The sequence below is a fragment of the Polaribacter sp. Z014 genome (assembly GCF_023555435.1).
GTDB lineage: Bacteria > Bacteroidota > Bacteroidia > Flavobacteriales > Flavobacteriaceae > Polaribacter.
The window spans coordinates 41,535-57,096 of record NZ_JALCZP010000011.1 but is presented as its reverse complement, the minus strand read 5'-3'; the positions used below and the strand labels follow the sequence as shown (position 1 = coordinate 57,096).

12 protein-coding genes are annotated in these 15,562 nt (G+C 30.2%); 5 read left to right on the top strand and 7 right to left on the bottom strand.

Annotated elements, in window-relative coordinates:
- Nucleotide 1 precedes the first annotated feature (1 nt).
- Nucleotides 2–1,519, top strand: a complete 1,518-nt coding sequence (locus tag MPF19_RS12860; protein WP_249988545.1) for a GH3 auxin-responsive promoter family protein — start codon at nt 2–4, stop codon at nt 1,517–1,519.
- A gap of 78 nt (nt 1,520–1,597) precedes the next feature.
- On the top strand, nt 1,598–4,006 hold the full coding sequence (locus MPF19_RS12855; RefSeq protein ID WP_249988544.1) for a TonB-dependent receptor: 2,409 nt from the start codon (nt 1,598–1,600) through the stop codon (nt 4,004–4,006).
- A 12-nt stretch (nt 4,007–4,018) separates the two neighbouring features.
- Here MPF19_RS12855 and MPF19_RS12850 read toward each other — a convergent pair whose 3' ends face one another.
- Nucleotides 4,019–4,996 carry a polyprenyl synthetase family protein gene (locus MPF19_RS12850; protein WP_203391787.1) on the bottom strand — a complete coding sequence of 326 codons (978 nt, stop codon included), beginning with the start codon at nt 4,994–4,996 and terminating at the stop codon, nt 4,019–4,021.
- A 116-nt stretch (nt 4,997–5,112) separates the two neighbouring features.
- Here MPF19_RS12850 and MPF19_RS12845 point away from each other — a divergent pair, with 116 nt between their 5' ends.
- Together MPF19_RS12845 and MPF19_RS12840 are read left to right on the top strand one after the other, a co-directional pair.
- On the top strand, nt 5,113–6,648 hold the full coding sequence (locus MPF19_RS12845; protein ID WP_249988543.1) for a toxin-antitoxin system YwqK family antitoxin: 1,536 nt from the start codon (nt 5,113–5,115) through the stop codon (nt 6,646–6,648).
- A gap of 180 nt (nt 6,649–6,828) precedes the next feature.
- Complete coding sequence (locus tag MPF19_RS12840) at nt 6,829–7,425, top strand: LURP-one-related/scramblase family protein (RefSeq protein ID WP_249988542.1); 597 nt, start codon at nt 6,829–6,831, stop codon at nt 7,423–7,425.
- Between the two features lie 105 nt (nt 7,426–7,530).
- Here MPF19_RS12840 and rlmN read toward each other — a convergent pair whose 3' ends face one another.
- The 4 genes from rlmN to MPF19_RS12820 form a co-directional block, all read right to left on the bottom strand.
- On the bottom strand, nt 7,531–8,568 hold the full coding sequence (gene rlmN, locus MPF19_RS12835) for a dual-specificity RNA methyltransferase RlmN (protein ID WP_203391784.1): 1,038 nt from the start codon (nt 8,566–8,568) through the stop codon (nt 7,531–7,533).
- Nucleotides 8,569–8,874: 306 nt separating this feature from the next.
- Entirely contained in the window at nt 8,875–9,924 is a 1,050-nt protein-coding gene (queA, locus tag MPF19_RS12830; RefSeq protein ID WP_203391783.1) for a tRNA preQ1(34) S-adenosylmethionine ribosyltransferase-isomerase QueA, read from the bottom strand.
- A 71-nt stretch (nt 9,925–9,995) separates the two neighbouring features.
- Nucleotides 9,996–11,225, bottom strand: a complete 1,230-nt coding sequence (locus MPF19_RS12825; RefSeq protein WP_249988541.1) for a 3-phosphoshikimate 1-carboxyvinyltransferase — start codon at nt 11,223–11,225, stop codon at nt 9,996–9,998.
- 177 nt (nt 11,226–11,402) lie between these two features.
- Nucleotides 11,403–12,104, bottom strand: coding sequence for a crotonase/enoyl-CoA hydratase family protein (locus MPF19_RS12820; protein ID WP_203391781.1), 702 nt, complete (start codon nt 12,102–12,104; stop codon nt 11,403–11,405).
- A 469-nt stretch (nt 12,105–12,573) separates the two neighbouring features.
- On the opposite strand from MPF19_RS12820, the gene MPF19_RS12815 reads away from it, so the two are divergent.
- Nucleotides 12,574–13,875 carry a voltage-gated chloride channel family protein gene (locus tag MPF19_RS12815; protein WP_249988540.1) on the top strand — a complete coding sequence of 434 codons (1,302 nt, stop codon included), beginning with the start codon at nt 12,574–12,576 and terminating at the stop codon, nt 13,873–13,875.
- A gap of 29 nt (nt 13,876–13,904) precedes the next feature.
- On the opposite strand, the gene MPF19_RS12810 is transcribed toward MPF19_RS12815, so the two are convergent.
- Both MPF19_RS12810 and MPF19_RS12805 read right to left on the bottom strand, forming a co-directional pair.
- Nucleotides 13,905–14,873, bottom strand: coding sequence for a BT_3928 family protein (locus MPF19_RS12810; RefSeq protein WP_203391779.1), 969 nt, complete (start codon nt 14,871–14,873; stop codon nt 13,905–13,907).
- The gene (locus MPF19_RS12805) at nt 14,870–15,508 is read right to left on the bottom strand and encodes a hypothetical protein (protein ID WP_203391778.1); all 639 of its coding nucleotides are present in this window, start codon (nt 15,506–15,508) and stop codon (nt 14,870–14,872) included. The genes MPF19_RS12810 and MPF19_RS12805 overlap by 4 nt, the downstream gene beginning before the upstream one ends.
- Between the last annotated feature and the right edge of the window lie 54 nt (nt 15,509–15,562).

The following is a 15,562-nucleotide window of genomic DNA, read 5'->3' as shown; positions in this document are numbered from 1 at the left end:
TATGGCTTTTCAAATTATCAATTCTATAATTTCTTGGTTTTTAAAGAAACGAAAACATCAAATAGAGTTATTTTTAAAATATCCTATTGATGTTCAAAATGAATTACTTCTAAAGCTTGTAAATTCTGCAAAAAACACAGAAATTGGTGAAAAATATAACTATGCCAACATAAAAAACCATAGAGATTTCACTAAAAATGTTCCTATTCAGAAATATGAAACTTTTGAACCATTAATAGAACGTTGTAGAAAAGGCGAACAAAATTTATTCTGGCCAACAGATATTAAATGGTTTGCAAAAAGTAGCGGAACCACCAACGCAAAAAGTAAATTTATACCTGTTTCTGATGAAGCTTTAGAGTATTGCCATATGAAAGCCGGTAAAGATATGTTGTGTTTATACATTAATAATAATGAAGACACACAACTTTTTACAGGTAAAGGATTGCGCCTAGGCGGAAGTTCGGATGTTTACCAAGACAACAATTCTTATTTTGGAGATTTATCTGCAATTATTATAGAAAACATGCCTTTTTGGGCAGATTTTAGCTCTGCTCCTAGTCAAGAAGTGGCTTTAATGAGTGACTGGGAAACAAAAATGGATGCCATTATTGATGAAACTATCGATGAAGATATTACAAGTTTAGCAGGTGTACCAAGTTGGATGTTGGTACTGCTAAACCGTATTTTAGAAAGAACTGGAAAAGAGCATATCTTAGAAGTTTGGCCTAACTTAGAAGTGTATTTTCATGGAGGTGTAAATTTTAATCCTTACAGAGAACAATACAAAAAAATCATTCCAAAAAAGAATTTTAAATATTACGAAATTTACAATGCCTCAGAAGGTTTCTTTGCGATTCAAGATAGAAATAACTCCAAAGAATTATTGCTAATGTTAGATTACGGAATCTTTTATGAATTTATTCCGATGAGTTCATATAAAGGAGAAAATTCTAAAACTATAACACTTTCTGATGTTAAAAAAGACATCGATTACGCTTTAATTATTACTACAAACGGAGGCTTGTGGCGTTATTTAATTGGTGATACCATTCGTTTTACCTCTTTAGAACCTTATCGAATTAAAATTACGGGACGCACAAAACATTATATAAATGTTTTTGGGGAAGAACTAAATATAGAAAATGTTGAAGATGCCTTAAAGCTAGCCTGTGAAAAAACAACAGCTACTATTTCTGATTATACCGTAGGTCCCATTTTTATGGAAGGTAAAGAAAAAGGTGGACATGAATGGATTATAGAATTCAGTAAAAAACCAAAATCTATTGGTTATTTTTCTGAAATACTAGACAATGCATTAAAATCTATTAATTCAGATTATGAAGCTAAACGCTATTTAAATATGACTTTAATGGCTCCAAAAGTGCACCAAGTAGAAGATGGTTTATTTTATAGTTGGTTAAAACAAAAAAACAAACTAGGAGGCCAACATAAAGTACCTAGATTATCTAATACAAGAGATTTTGTAGAAGAATTATTAGTCTTAAAAAATTCTTAATATTATTTTTCATTCTTAGCTGATAGGCATGATTTTTGATGATTAAATCAAAAAAATATCTATACCTAAAAACATAAAATGATTAAAAAAATTACTTTTATTTTTTTCCTTTTGTTTCTAAACTTTACTGCAAGTTCCCAAATTCTTACTATTCTAAACAAAGAGACTAAAGAACAATTAGAGCAAGTAACCATATTTAACAAGTTAACCAATGACTACGTTACTACTAATGGAAAAGGACAAGCGGATATTAGTGATTTTGAAAGCGCTGAAAAATTAGAAATTCGATTTTTAGGTTTTAAAACACAATTTAGAAGTTATCAAGCTTTAAAGAAAAATAACTTTATAGTAAAACTTACTCCAACTATTTTAAAAATAGATGAAATTGTTATTTCAGCTACAAGATGGAAACAAAAAACATCTGATTTAGCCTCTAAAGTTAGTGTTATATCGCCAAAGGCAATACAATTAATGAACACACAAACGGCAGCAGACTTACTTACTGTTTCTGGTAAAGTTTTTATGCAAAAAAGTCAACAAGGAGGAGGAAGCCCAATGATAAGAGGTTTTGCAACCAACAGATTATTATATACGATTGATGGAGTTCGAATGAATAACGCCATTTTTAGAGCGGGTAATCTTCAAAATGTAATTTCTTTAGACCCTTTTGCTATTGCAGAAACCGAAATAATTTTTGGGCCAGGTTCTGTAATCTATGGCAGTGATGCTATTGGAGCAGTAATGAGTTTTAAAACTTTATCTCCAAGTTTATCTTTAGATGATGAAACTCTAATTACAGGAAATGCGTTTACCCGATTTTCTTCTGCAAATGAAGAAAAAACCTATCATGCCGATTTTAATTTAGGCTATAAAAAATGGGCATTTGTTACCAGTTTGAGCTATAATGATTATGGTGATTTAAAAATGGGTAGTAATGGTCCGGATGAATATTTAAGAAATGTATATGTAGAAAGGCAAAATAATGAAGATATTGTAATTACTAATAAAAATCCAAAAATTCAAACGCCTACTGGTTACACACAAACCAACTTGATGCAAAAAGTGAGGTTTAAACCAAGTGAAAAATGGAACTTCGAATATGGTTTTCATCTATCGGAAACTTCTAGTTATTCTAGATATGATAGACATTTAATGACTAAAGACGGAAATCCTAAATATGGAGAATGGAGCTACGGCCCACAAAAATGGATGATGAATAATTTTGAAATCAACAAAAAAGGAAATAGTACTTTTTATGATGATGTTACTTTAAGACTAACCTATCAAAAATTTGATGAAAGTAGAATAAGTAGAGATTTTAATGACGATCAAAGAGAAACAAGAACAGAAAGAGTAGATGCTTATTCTACTAACCTCGATTTCTTTAAAAGTTTAAATAGAAAAAGTAAATTATTTTACGGAGCAGAATATGTTTATAATGACGTAAACTCTACAGGAGTTAATACAGATATTTCTACTAATATTTCTCAAGCTGGACCAAGTAGATATCCAGATTCTAATTGGTCTTCTTTAGGTTTTTATGTTTCTAACCAATACAATCATTCTAAAAAATGGGTTTTACAATCTGGTTTGCGTTATAATTTTTACAGTTTAAATGCAACTTTCGATACTACTTTTTACGATTTTCCTTTTACAGATGCAAATATAAGTGATGGCGCTTTAACTGGTAGTTTAGGTTTGGTTTTTAGACCTGAAGATGATTGGTTATTAAGCACTAATTTCTCTACAGCTTTTCGCTCACCCAATGTAGATGACGTTGGTAAAGTTTTCGATTCGGAACCTGGTTCTGTTGTGGTACCAAACCCAGACTTAAAAGCAGAATATGCTTATAATATCGATGTTTCTGCAGTAAAAACATTTGGCGATTACTTAAAAATTGAACTTACCGGTTTTTATACTAATTTAAAAGATGCCATGGTACAAAGAGATTACACTTTAAATGGTGAAACTGAAATGATTTATGATGGTGAATTAAGTACAATACAAGCAATTCAAAATGCTGCTGTTGCCAATGTATATGGTTTTCAAACAGGCTTTGAGGCTGAATTAGGAAATGGAATTGGTTTATCTTCTACAATTAGTTATCAAAAAGGAGAAGAAGAATTAGACAACGGAGACACCAGTCCTTCTAGACATGCTGCTCCTTGGTTTGGTACCACTCGCCTTACGTATAACGCAAGTAAATTAAAAGCCCAATTATACGCAGATTATAGCGGCTCTGTTGCTTATGAAGATTTACCTGATAGTGAAAAAGCAAAAGATTATATCTACGCAATTGATAAAAACGGAAACCCATACTCTCCTTCTTATATAACATTAAACTTAAAAACGTCTTATAGATTTACTGATAATTTACTAATATCTACAGGATTAGAGAATATTACAGACAAGCGTTACAGACCTTATAGTTCTGGAATTGTTTCTCCCGGTAGAAATTTTGTAATTTCTTTAAAAGCTAATATTTAAAAGTATAGTAAACTATATTTTACGTTCTACTACGTAATCTATCATGGTGAAAAGAGACTTTTTATATTCAGATTCTGGATAGTTTTCTAAAATAGCTAATGCCTTATTTTTATAATCATTCATTTTAGCGGTGGTATATTCTATTCCTCCATTACCTTTAACAAAAGTAATGACCTCTTTAACTCGTTTTTTATCTTTATTGTGCTTTTTAATCGAATTGATTAACCATGCTTTTTCTTTTTTAGAACAAGTATTTAAGGTATGAATTAAAGGTAGCGTCATTTTCTGCTCTTTAATATCAATTCCTGTAGGTTTTCCAATTTTTTCATCAGAATAATCAAACAAATCATCTTTAATCTGGAAGGCAATACCAATATATTCCCCAAATTTCCGCATTTGTTGTACTGTATCATTATTCGCGCCAACAGAAGCTGCACCAATACCACAACAAGCAGCAATTAAAGTCGCTGTTTTTTTACGAATAATATCAAAATAAACATCTTGTGTTATGTCTAACTTTCTTGCTTTCTCTATTTGAAGTAATTCGCCCTCACTCATTTCTCGAACGGCAATAGAAATTAGTTTCAGCAAATCGAAATCTTCATTATCTATGGATAATAATAATCCTTTTGAGAGTAAAAAATCTCCAACCAGAACCGCAATTTTATTTTTCCAGAGTGCATTAACAGAGAAAAAACCTCTACGTCTATTGCTATCATCTACCACATCATCGTGCACCAAAGTTGCCGTATGTATTAGCTCTACTACAGAAGCACCTCTATAAGTTCTCTCATCAAAACCTCCATCAGAAACCATTTTTGCTACCAAAAAGACAAACATTGGTCGCATTTGTTTTCCCTTTCTACGAACAATATAATAGGTAATTCTGTTTAAGAGTGGAACCTTAGACAACATAGAATCTTTGAATTTTTCTTCAAAGAGTTCCATCTCATTCTTAATGGGAAGTTTTATAAGTTCTACTGGTTTCATTTTACGAAAAATAATTTCGAAGCAAAAATAATAGATTAATAATAAAAACACTGTTTTAAATAAAAAAACAATAATTTTACAACAAAATTCACCTATTTATTAAGACTAAAAAGACAATGAGAAAAGCATTTATCTATTTAATTATTTTATTTCTATTTCAAAACGTAATTTTTTCGCAAGAAACAATGCTTTGGAGAGATATTGACATTCAAAAATTTGGAAAAGAAACTATCTACAAAAATTTAAAAGGCGACAAATTAAAAGGAACATTTAAAATTGCTAAACGAGATGGATCTTATTCTAAAATTACATTTACTGATGGAATTATTTTTGATAAGCGAATAAATTATGACAGTAATGGCAATTTAATTTCTGAAGTAAATTATAAAAATGGTCTTAAAGAGGGAAATTTTACTAATTATTTTGAAGATAAATCTATAGAACAAAAAGGAAATTTCTCTTCTGGAAAAAAATCGGGAGAATGGATTACCTATAATAAAGAAGGAGAAAAAATAGCTAAAGAAAACTATAAAAATGATTTAAAAGATGGCATCTTTTGGAAAAAATCTAAATATAGAAGAAACACAGAAAAAAATATTATCAGTCAAGAAGAATATCAAAATGATATTCCTAAAGGTACTTGGTTTAGTAAAATTGAAGGAGAAAACCTTCTTTTTGAAAAAAAATATACGACTCCAAAAACGTATACTTTTAAAGCATATCATACAAATGGAAATATAAAATATATCCAAAATTATAAAGAAGGTAAAAAGGATGGTTATTGGTTTGAAAAAAATGATGAAGGTATCTTAAAATGGGAAAAAACATATCTTTCTGAAGGAGACTATACAGAAAAAAGGTTTTATGACGATGGTACTTTACAATCTAAAAAAACATATAAAGATAGACGTGTTGATGGTGAATATGTTCAATATAATAAAGAAGGAGAAAAAACAAAAGTAGAGTTTTTTAAAAATAACAAAAGACACGGCAAGTGGTTTAGACAGTATTCTAGAGGTAATGTTTACTTAGAAGAATATAATTTAGGAGAGCCTAGTGGAAATTGGTTTGAGAAAGATAAAGATGGAAACATTACCTACGAAAAATCTTACAAAGACCCTAAAAGTTATTCTTATAAGAGATATCATATAACAGGAAAATTAAAAGAATCTGGCACCTATGTAGACGGAAAATTAGAGGGAGATTATTTTAAATATAATGTTAACGAAATGATTTTGGTAAAGCGATTCTATGAAAAAGGGAACCCAATTAATTTAGAATCTTATTTCGAAAATGGAAATAAAAGAGAAATTATAAAAAGAATAGGGAAATCTGACAATGCTACTGTAGAAATATATAATAGTGATGGTATTTTAATTAAAAGCGGTACTTTTTTTAAAAAATACAAGAATGGATTGTGGAAGTTTTTTGATTCTAAAAAAGGTAGATTATTAGAAGAGATTACGTACGAAAATAATTACAAACATGGACTTTACAAAAAGTATAACGCAGCAAATACCGTTTCTATAGAAGGTAATTACGCTAATAATGATAAAGATGGTATTTGGAAATATTATAGTTTGGCAGGAGATGTAACTCAAGAAATTCTTTATAAACTAGGCAAAAAAATATCAACAAAAACTTTTGATTAAATTTAGTTCTAAAAAAAGACAAGAAAATTAAATGTAGTTTCTTGTATTTTTAGTTGGTAATTTTAAGCACGTAATAATTATAAATCGACCTATTTTTCTAGACAAATTAAACTTATTTAATAAGTTCTAACTTTTAAATTTCTATTATCTTCGAATTAAAAACTTACAAACTAAATTACTATGCAAGACATTAATTTTCCGGTTACTTTTGAATTTAAAATATCTACACTAGCCAATGATTTTACGGCAAAAGATAGCAGCGGAAAACCTATTGCTTATGTGCGTCAGAAAATGTTTAAACTTAAAGAAGACATTAGCATTTATGAAAACGACACAAAAGCTAAATTAAACTACAAGATTAAAGCGGATAAATGGTTAGATTTTTCTACCGCATATTCCTTCTATGATCATAGTGATAAAGAGTTTGGAAAAGTAGCAAGAAAAGGATGGAAATCTCTTTGGAATGCCCATTATGAGATTATTGATCAGCACCAAAAAAAACAATACGTTATAAACGAGAAAAACCCTTGGGTAAAAGTTTTAGACTCTATGCTTGGTGAAATTCCTGTTTTAAGTTTTTTTACTGGGTATCTTTTTAACCCAACGTATTTGGTAAAAAACCAACAAGGTAAAACTGTAGTAGAGCTTAAAAAATTAAAATCTTTCTTTGGTAAAAACTTTGAGGTTTCTAAAATCGGCGAGCTAGATAGTGATGACGACGACAGAGTTATGTTGTCTTTAATGATGTTTGTTTTATTAGAAAGAAGAAGAGGATAGACATAATATTTTAAAACATAAAAAAAGAGCTAAACAGATTATAATATCTATTTAGCTCTTTTTTATTTCATTTCTTACTTCTCTTCTACTCTAACAATAAAAGTATTAAGATTTATTTGCCAATTGACCGCAAGCAGCATCGATATCTTTACCTCTACTTCTTCTTACGTTTACCGTAATATCATTCATTTCTAAATTAGAAATATAATTGTTAATTGCAGACGGACTTGCTTGTTGAAACTCTCCGTCATCAATTGGGTTGTATTCTATTAAGTTAATTTTACAAGGCACTGCTTTACAAAATGCTACCAAGGCTTTAATATCTTCTTTTCTATCATTAATGCCTCCCCAAACAATATATTCGTAGGTAATTGCTCTTCCTGTTTTTTCATACCAATATTCTAAAGATTCTTTTAAATCTTTTAAAGGAAAATTGACATTAAATGGCATAATAGAAGTTCTAACTTCATCTATTGCAGAGTGCAAAGAAACCGCTAAATTGAACTTAGCTTCTTCATCTGCCATCATTTTTATCATTTTTGGCACTCCAGAGGTAGAAACGGTAATTCTTTTAGATGACATGCCTAAACCTTCTGGAGATGTAATCATCTCTATAGATTTCATTACGTTTTTATAGTTCATAAGAGGTTCTCCCATACCCATAAAAACAATATTTGTTAGTTTTTTGTCATAATACAATCTACTTTGTTTATCAATTACCACAACCTGATCATAGATTTCATCTGGGTTTAGATTACGCATTCTTTTTAAACGTGAAGTTGCACAGAATAAACAATCTAAACTACACCCAACCTGACTAGAAACACAAGCTGTTGTTCTTTTTTCTGTAGGAATTAAAACTGACTCTACAATTAAACCATCGTGTAATTTAATTCCGTTTTTTATAGTTCCATCCTTACTTTTTTGCATAGAATCTACTTTGATATGGTTAATTACAAAGTTAGCTTCTAACATTTCTCTAGTTTCTTTAGAAATGTTTGTCATAGCCTCAAAGGTATGTAAAGACTTACTCCAAAGCCATTCATAAACTTGATTTCCCCTAAAGGCTTTGTCGCCATTTTCTACAAAAAAATCGCGTAATTGTTCTTTGGTTAAGGCTCTTATGTCTTTCTTTTTATCCAAGTTTTCTAGTTTTTAAAGTAACGTTGCAAAAATACAACATAATTTGAAGTAATTACTATTGTTAACTAATAGGCTGCGTTAGCGATTGAAGTGGCATCCTTTTTATAACCTTTTTAAATATGCGTCATTGCGAGGCACGAAGCAATCTCTTTCGGATAATGAGATTGCCACAGTTTACAAAAAAGTAAACTTCGCAATGACAGTTATAAAAAGATATAGTGTAAAGCGCGACCTTTTTAGGGAACGCCAAAAAAAAACTGACAATTGTAATAACTGTCAGTTTTAGTTTTTCAATTTATAATTGAATTATATAATTAACATAGCGTCTCCGTATGTAGAGAATCTATATTTTTCTTTAATTGCTACTTTATATGCTTCCATTACAAAATCATAGCCTCCAAAAGCGGCTGCTTGCATTAATAAGGTAGATTTTGGTGTATGAAAATTAGTAATCATTGCAGTTGCAATACTAAACTCATGAGGAGGGAAAATAAATTTATTTGTCCAACCTGTAAACCCTTTTAACTCACCTTTAGAAGAAACAGAAGATTCTATAGCTCTCATTACAGTTGTACCTACAGCACAAACTCTTCTTTTTTCTTTTTTAGCTTTGTTAATTTTATCTGCAGTTGCATCTGAAATATCAATTTGCTCAGAATCCATTTTATGCTTAGACAAATCTTCTACCTCTACGGGGCTAAAGGTACCTAAACCAACATGTAACGTAGTTTCTGCAAACTCAACTCCTTTAATTTCTAAACGTTTAATTAAATGTTTAGAAAAGTGTAAACCTGCAGTTGGCGCTGCTACTGCTCCTTCATGCTTTGCATAAATGGTTTGGTAACGTTCATCATCTAACGGTTCTACATCTCTACCAATTGCTTTTGGTAATGGAGTTTGACCTAATTCTAATAATTTTGCTCTAAACTCATCATAAGGTCCATCAAATAAGAAACGTAAAGTTCTTCCTCTAGATGTTGTATTGTCTATTACCTCAGCAACTAAACTATCATCATCACCAAAAAATAATTTGTTCCCGATTCTAATTTTTCTTGCTGGATCTACTAAAACATCCCACAATCTATTTTCTGCATTTAGTTCTCTTAATAAGAAAACTTCTATTCTTGCACCTGTTTTTTCTTTGTTACCATACATTCTTGCAGGAAAAACCTTGGTGTTATTTAACATCATAACATCACCTTCATCAAAGTAATCTATAACATCTTTAAATAACTTATGCTCTATAGTTTGTTCTTTTCTGTTTAAAACCATTAAACGAGACTCGTCTCTATGTTCAGCAGGATATTTTGCTAACAATTCTTCTGGCAATTCAAATTCAAAGTGCGATAATTTCATATATATATTTGCTTATAACCGCGCAAAGATACGATATCGGAATAGGCGTTGTCAAGTGTTTGACCGTTTATTTATAGTTTATCTATTTTAATACCAATTTGTTGCATGTCATCCCAAAACTTTTGATACGATTTTGTAACCACTTCTGCATTTAATATATTGATAGGAACTTTAAAAGCTAAAGGTGCAAATGCCATAGCCATTCTATGATCGTTATAGGTTTTTATAGAAATATTTGAGTTTATTTCTGATGAAACTTCTAAATGCAAACTTGTATCTGTTACAGAAATTGCAGCTCCTAAATTGGTTAACTCATCATGTAAAGCGACTAACCTGTCTGTTTCTTTTATTTTTAACGTGTGTAAACCTGTTAAATTACACGCAATATTTTCTGCAAAACAAGTTACTGCAATAGTTTGTGCAATATCTGGAGCATTTTTTAAATCTATTTCTAAAGTTGCTTTCTTAGTTTCTGTTATTTTTTTCAGGGTGATAAAATTCTCGCCGAAAATAGTTTCTACACCAAAATGTTGATAGATTTCTGCCAAACAAGAATCTCCTTGTAAGCTTTCTTTTTTATAGGCTGATAAAGAAATTTCTGATCCTATTTCTGCCAAAGCAGCAATAGAATAAAAGTAACTTGCAGACGACCAATCTGATTCTACTACAACGGTTTGTTTTTTGATTGCTTTTTTAGGCAATACTTTAATAAAGTTTCCTCGAAAGCTTGTTTCTATTCCTAATTGATTTAACAAACTCAAGGTCATGTTTATGTAAGGAACTGAGGTGATTTTACCGATTAACTCAATTTCTAATCCGTTTTCTAGTTTAGAAGCAATCAATAACATCGAAGAAATATACTGGCTACTTACGTTACCATTAATTTGTACTTTCTCTTTTGTAATTTTAGATCCTTTAATTCTAATTGGAGGATACCCTTCTTTAGCTTGGTAAGAAATAGTTGCTCCTAAATCTTGCAAAGCATTTACCAAGATTTCAATAGGTCTATTTTGCATTCTCTCAGAACCCGTAAGAACCACTTCTCTACCTTCCTTAACAGCAAAATAAGAAGTTAAAAAACGCATTGCGGTACCTGCATGACCAATATTTACAACTTCTTCTTTTGTAGAAAGTGCATGTTGCATGTGCACAGAATCGTCTGAATCTGATAAATTTTCTATAGAAAGTTCTGGAAATAAATTTTGAAGAATTAACAGCCTATTCGATTCACTTTTAGAACCCGAGATTGTTATTTTCTCATTAATCTTTTTATTATTTACAACATTTAATAATATATCCATCTCCGTGAGTTCTATAAATTGATTTTTTTAACAAAGTGCCAAAGTTACTACTCAAAAGAGTTTTAACAAAGCTTCTTTGCAAGAAAAAATTAGTCTCCCGCAGATTGCGTAGATTTAAGCAGATTTTTCTTTTCTGTGCTAATTAGCAAAATCTGCGGGAGAAATTACATACTAACTTTAAGAATCAATAGAAATATCACTCTTTAAATCCAATTCGATTGCATTTTCTAAATCTTGTAAATGTTGTTTCCTTACTTTTAACTTTGTTTCTGCATGTGCTTTCTTATTTAGTTTAGCAAACATACCTGCTACTTTAATTGCGGTTGGTAATAAATGACTTTCAGGTGCAATCATGTCTAAAAACCCAGCCTTTACAGCATCTTTAGGATTATAAATTTCAGCATTATTTACACTTCTATTTACATACACTTCAGACAATCTAGCTTTTGCAATTGCAATACCAGCATTATGCATGGTCATACCAATCATCACTTCATTTAATCCGATTTTAAAATCGCCTTCTACCCCAATTCTATAATCTGCAGAAAGCAATAAAAAGGCTCCTTTTGCAATGGCATGACCAGAACACGCAATAATAATAGGCTGCGAAAAAGACAACATTCGCAATGATAATTGAGACCCTTTTGTAACCAACTCTTTAGCTGCTTCTGGTGATTTTGTCATCACTTTTAAATCGAATCCTCCAGAGAAAATTCCGTTTCTACCTGTAAGAATTACTACTTTATTTTCTGTTGCTGCTTTGTCTAAACTCGCATTTAACCCTGCTATTACTCCATGAGAAATGGCATTTGCTTTTCCGTTATTTATCGTAATTAAAGCATAATTTTCTTCTGATTTATAATTGACAAATTCGTTCATTCTTTTGATTTTGAAACAAGTTACAATAAAATTTATAATTGAACATTAATTCTATTTTCAGGGCTCCTTTCAGGTCAGATTTTATGCTTACCTCTTTTTTAAAACTATCATTGCAAAATTTACTTTTTAGTAAACTGTAGCTATCTCATTTTAAGAAAGGGATTGCTTCGTACCTAGCAAAAACGACAATTAAAAAAGAATTTGCAGATCAAAATGTAAAGTAATTACGATTTCGATAAAATATTAAAGCATCAGTAATATCACTTGTAGCTATCTAGATACACTAACTACATTTTAAACGAACGGTTTTAGGTGTACTAAAATTTTGTCTTACTAACATTCTCTAATTCATTAATTATTAGCTATTATTTGTTTATTTTTGCCAAATTAAACAATTTAAAGACTTCTTTAACCGTTTTACGAAACACAAAATATCATACTATCTTTCACTTAAGAAGTAGTAAAATATATGGATAAAATTAAAAAACTATTTTTTTCTTTTCAGCAAGGATTTTCTTTGCTTTTTCTACTAAAATGGACATTTATCTGCTTACTTATAGGCGCATTAACGGGTAGTACTTCTGCTGTTTTTTTGTGGTCTTTAGAATGGGCAACAAATTATAGAGAAGCAAACCAATGGATTATTTGGCTACTACCTGTTGGGGGTTTTATTATTGGTTTATCTTATCATTATTATGGAGAAAGTGTTGTAAAAGGAAACAACTTATTGTTAGAAGAATTTCATTCTCCTAAAAAAGTAATTCCTTTTAAAATGGCTCCTTTGGTTTTTTTAGGTACTGTACTTACTCATTTATTTGGTGGTTCTGCAGGTAGAGAGGGAACTGCTGTACAAGTTGGTGGAGCCATTGCAGATCAGTTTACTAAAGTTTTTAAACTCTCTGATTTAGATAGGAAAATTGTATTAATTGCTGGTATAAGTGCAGGTTTCTCCTCTGTCTTTGGAACTCCTTTGGCAGGTGCTATTTTTGCATTAGAAGTAATGGTGATTGGAAGAATAAAATTTGATGCCATTTTACCAAGTTTTCTTGCAGCTGTTTTTGCAAATTATTTTTGTGTTGTTTGGCAAATTTCTCATCACACACATTATACCATTTCTACCATTACAGCTTTAACTCCAGCAAGTATCTTATGGTCTTTATTAGCAGGTATAATTTTTGGGTTGGCAGGTATGTTGTTTTCTAAATCTACGCACTTTTGGGGTGTTTTATTTAAAAAGCAGGTTAAATATCCTCCGCTTCGCCCAGTAATTGGTGGTGTCATTTTAGCTGTAATTGTATTCCTTATGGGAACCACAAAATACATTGGACTAGGTGTACCAACTATTGTAGATGCTTTTCATATAGATATGAATTCTTATGATTTTTTATTAAAAATACTATTCACATCCTTTACTTTAGGAGCAGGATTTAAAGGGGGTGAAGTAACTCCGTTATTTTATATTGGTGCTACGCTAGGAAATGTTTTAATATGGTTTATACCTTTACCAATGGGTTTATTAGCAGGAATGGGCTTTGTTGCTGTTTTTGCAGGCGCAACAAACACACCTATTGCTTGTACAATTATGGGAATAGAATTATTCGGTATTGAATCGGGAGTTTTTATTGCCTTGGCTTGTACAACCTCTTATTTATTTTCTGGACACTCCGGTATTTATAGCGCTCAAATTATTGGAAGCCCAAAAAATATGTTTTTTAACAACGAAAAAGGACTAACCCTTACTGAAATTGATAATCAACACAATAAAGATTAGTCCTTAAAAACGTATTAAAAGTAAATAAATTACAACTCTAACTCATCTACATCTATCCAATTTTTCTTTTGTACCACAATTCCTTTATCTAGAATAACAACTCCCGGATTTGCTCTAATTACAGTTTTTAAGGTAGTTTCATCACAGAATAAAAAATCAAACGGTAAGTTATATTTCTCTTTAGTCAGAATTAAATCGTCTGTAAATGATGCAGACACTCCGTAAACAGTATATCCTTTTTCTTTTGCCTTAGTAGCTGCTTCTTTAATTGCCGGAAACCCATCTTTATCTACTTTATCTAAGTTATAAATAATCACCAACATTACTTTTTCTTTCTTCAATAACTCAGGAGCTAAATCTGCTTGTTCATCTTCTAGCATAAAATCATGTACTGGCGGAATTTCTCCATCCTCTTTATACTTCATTCCCTCCGGAATACTTTTACCAATTGCATATGGTCTAAAATCTATAATAGGCAAATGCGTTAAAACATGTTGCACAATAAATAAGAAACCGGCCAATGATAAAAATGTAATTACTTTTGGAATTTTCCCAGCAAAAATAGGCTTTACGTGTTTTGCTCCTACTACTAAAATAAGTACCAATCCAATTAAAACTATATTTTTATAGAAGGTTCCCCAAGTAGATAATTTTACAGCATCTCCAAAACAACCACAATCGGTTACTTTATTATAATACGCAGAGTACCAAGTTAAAAACAGAAAAACGAGCATTAAAGCGAACAAACTAAAAATAGTGATTTTTGGTTTGTAACCAATTAAAATCATAACACCCAATAATATTTCTGCAACTATTAAAAGTATTGCAAATGGCAATGCATACGGAATTAAAAACTCCATATTTAAAACATCCGCAGAAAAATACTCTTGAAACTTATATTGAGAACCTATTGGATCTACCAATTTTACAAAGCCTGAAAACACAAATAAGGCTCCTACTAAAATTCTTGAAATTTGAACTACTATTTTTGAAATCATAATTTCTCTATTTTTAATTGATGTTGTTTATTTTCATTAATTGTTAAATAATAAATAGCAAAAAAAAGTCTTCTTGTAATACTTGCATACTCTTTTGGTGTAATCTTATAGAGAGATGAAGCTGCTACAGCAAAATTTATACTATTAGAAATATACGCGCTTTTATATGTTTCTTTAAAATACTCATCTTTACTGCTATTTTCTTTTAAAAATTGAAAATATTTTCCCAAAACATTTATATTATAATGTTCTTCTTTTATAAATTTAAAACCTTTAGAAACCCGGTTTTCTTTTGGTACAATTACCCAAATTTCTTTAAAGAATGAAGTGTCTATATTTTTATATAATTTTTGTTGATTGGTATAATTAATTTTTAGTTTACTTCTAGAATCATCCAAAAAATTCTTTACACTTTTTTTTGTAAAAGCTTGATAATTTTCTGGTTTAGTTAAACTATTATCTAAACAAATTTCGCTTTCAAAAAAATCAACAATTTTAACCAAATCTTTTAATTCATTGTCTGTAAAGAAATTTGATAACATTTCATCGGATTTCATTTCCTTATAAGTTGGAGATTCTTTTTCAGAACAACTTATAAAAAGTAAAATAGATAATAAGAAAACTAACTTTTTCATAAACTTACATTTAAAACTTCTCGATACAAATACTCACTTTTCAATAAAGGGATT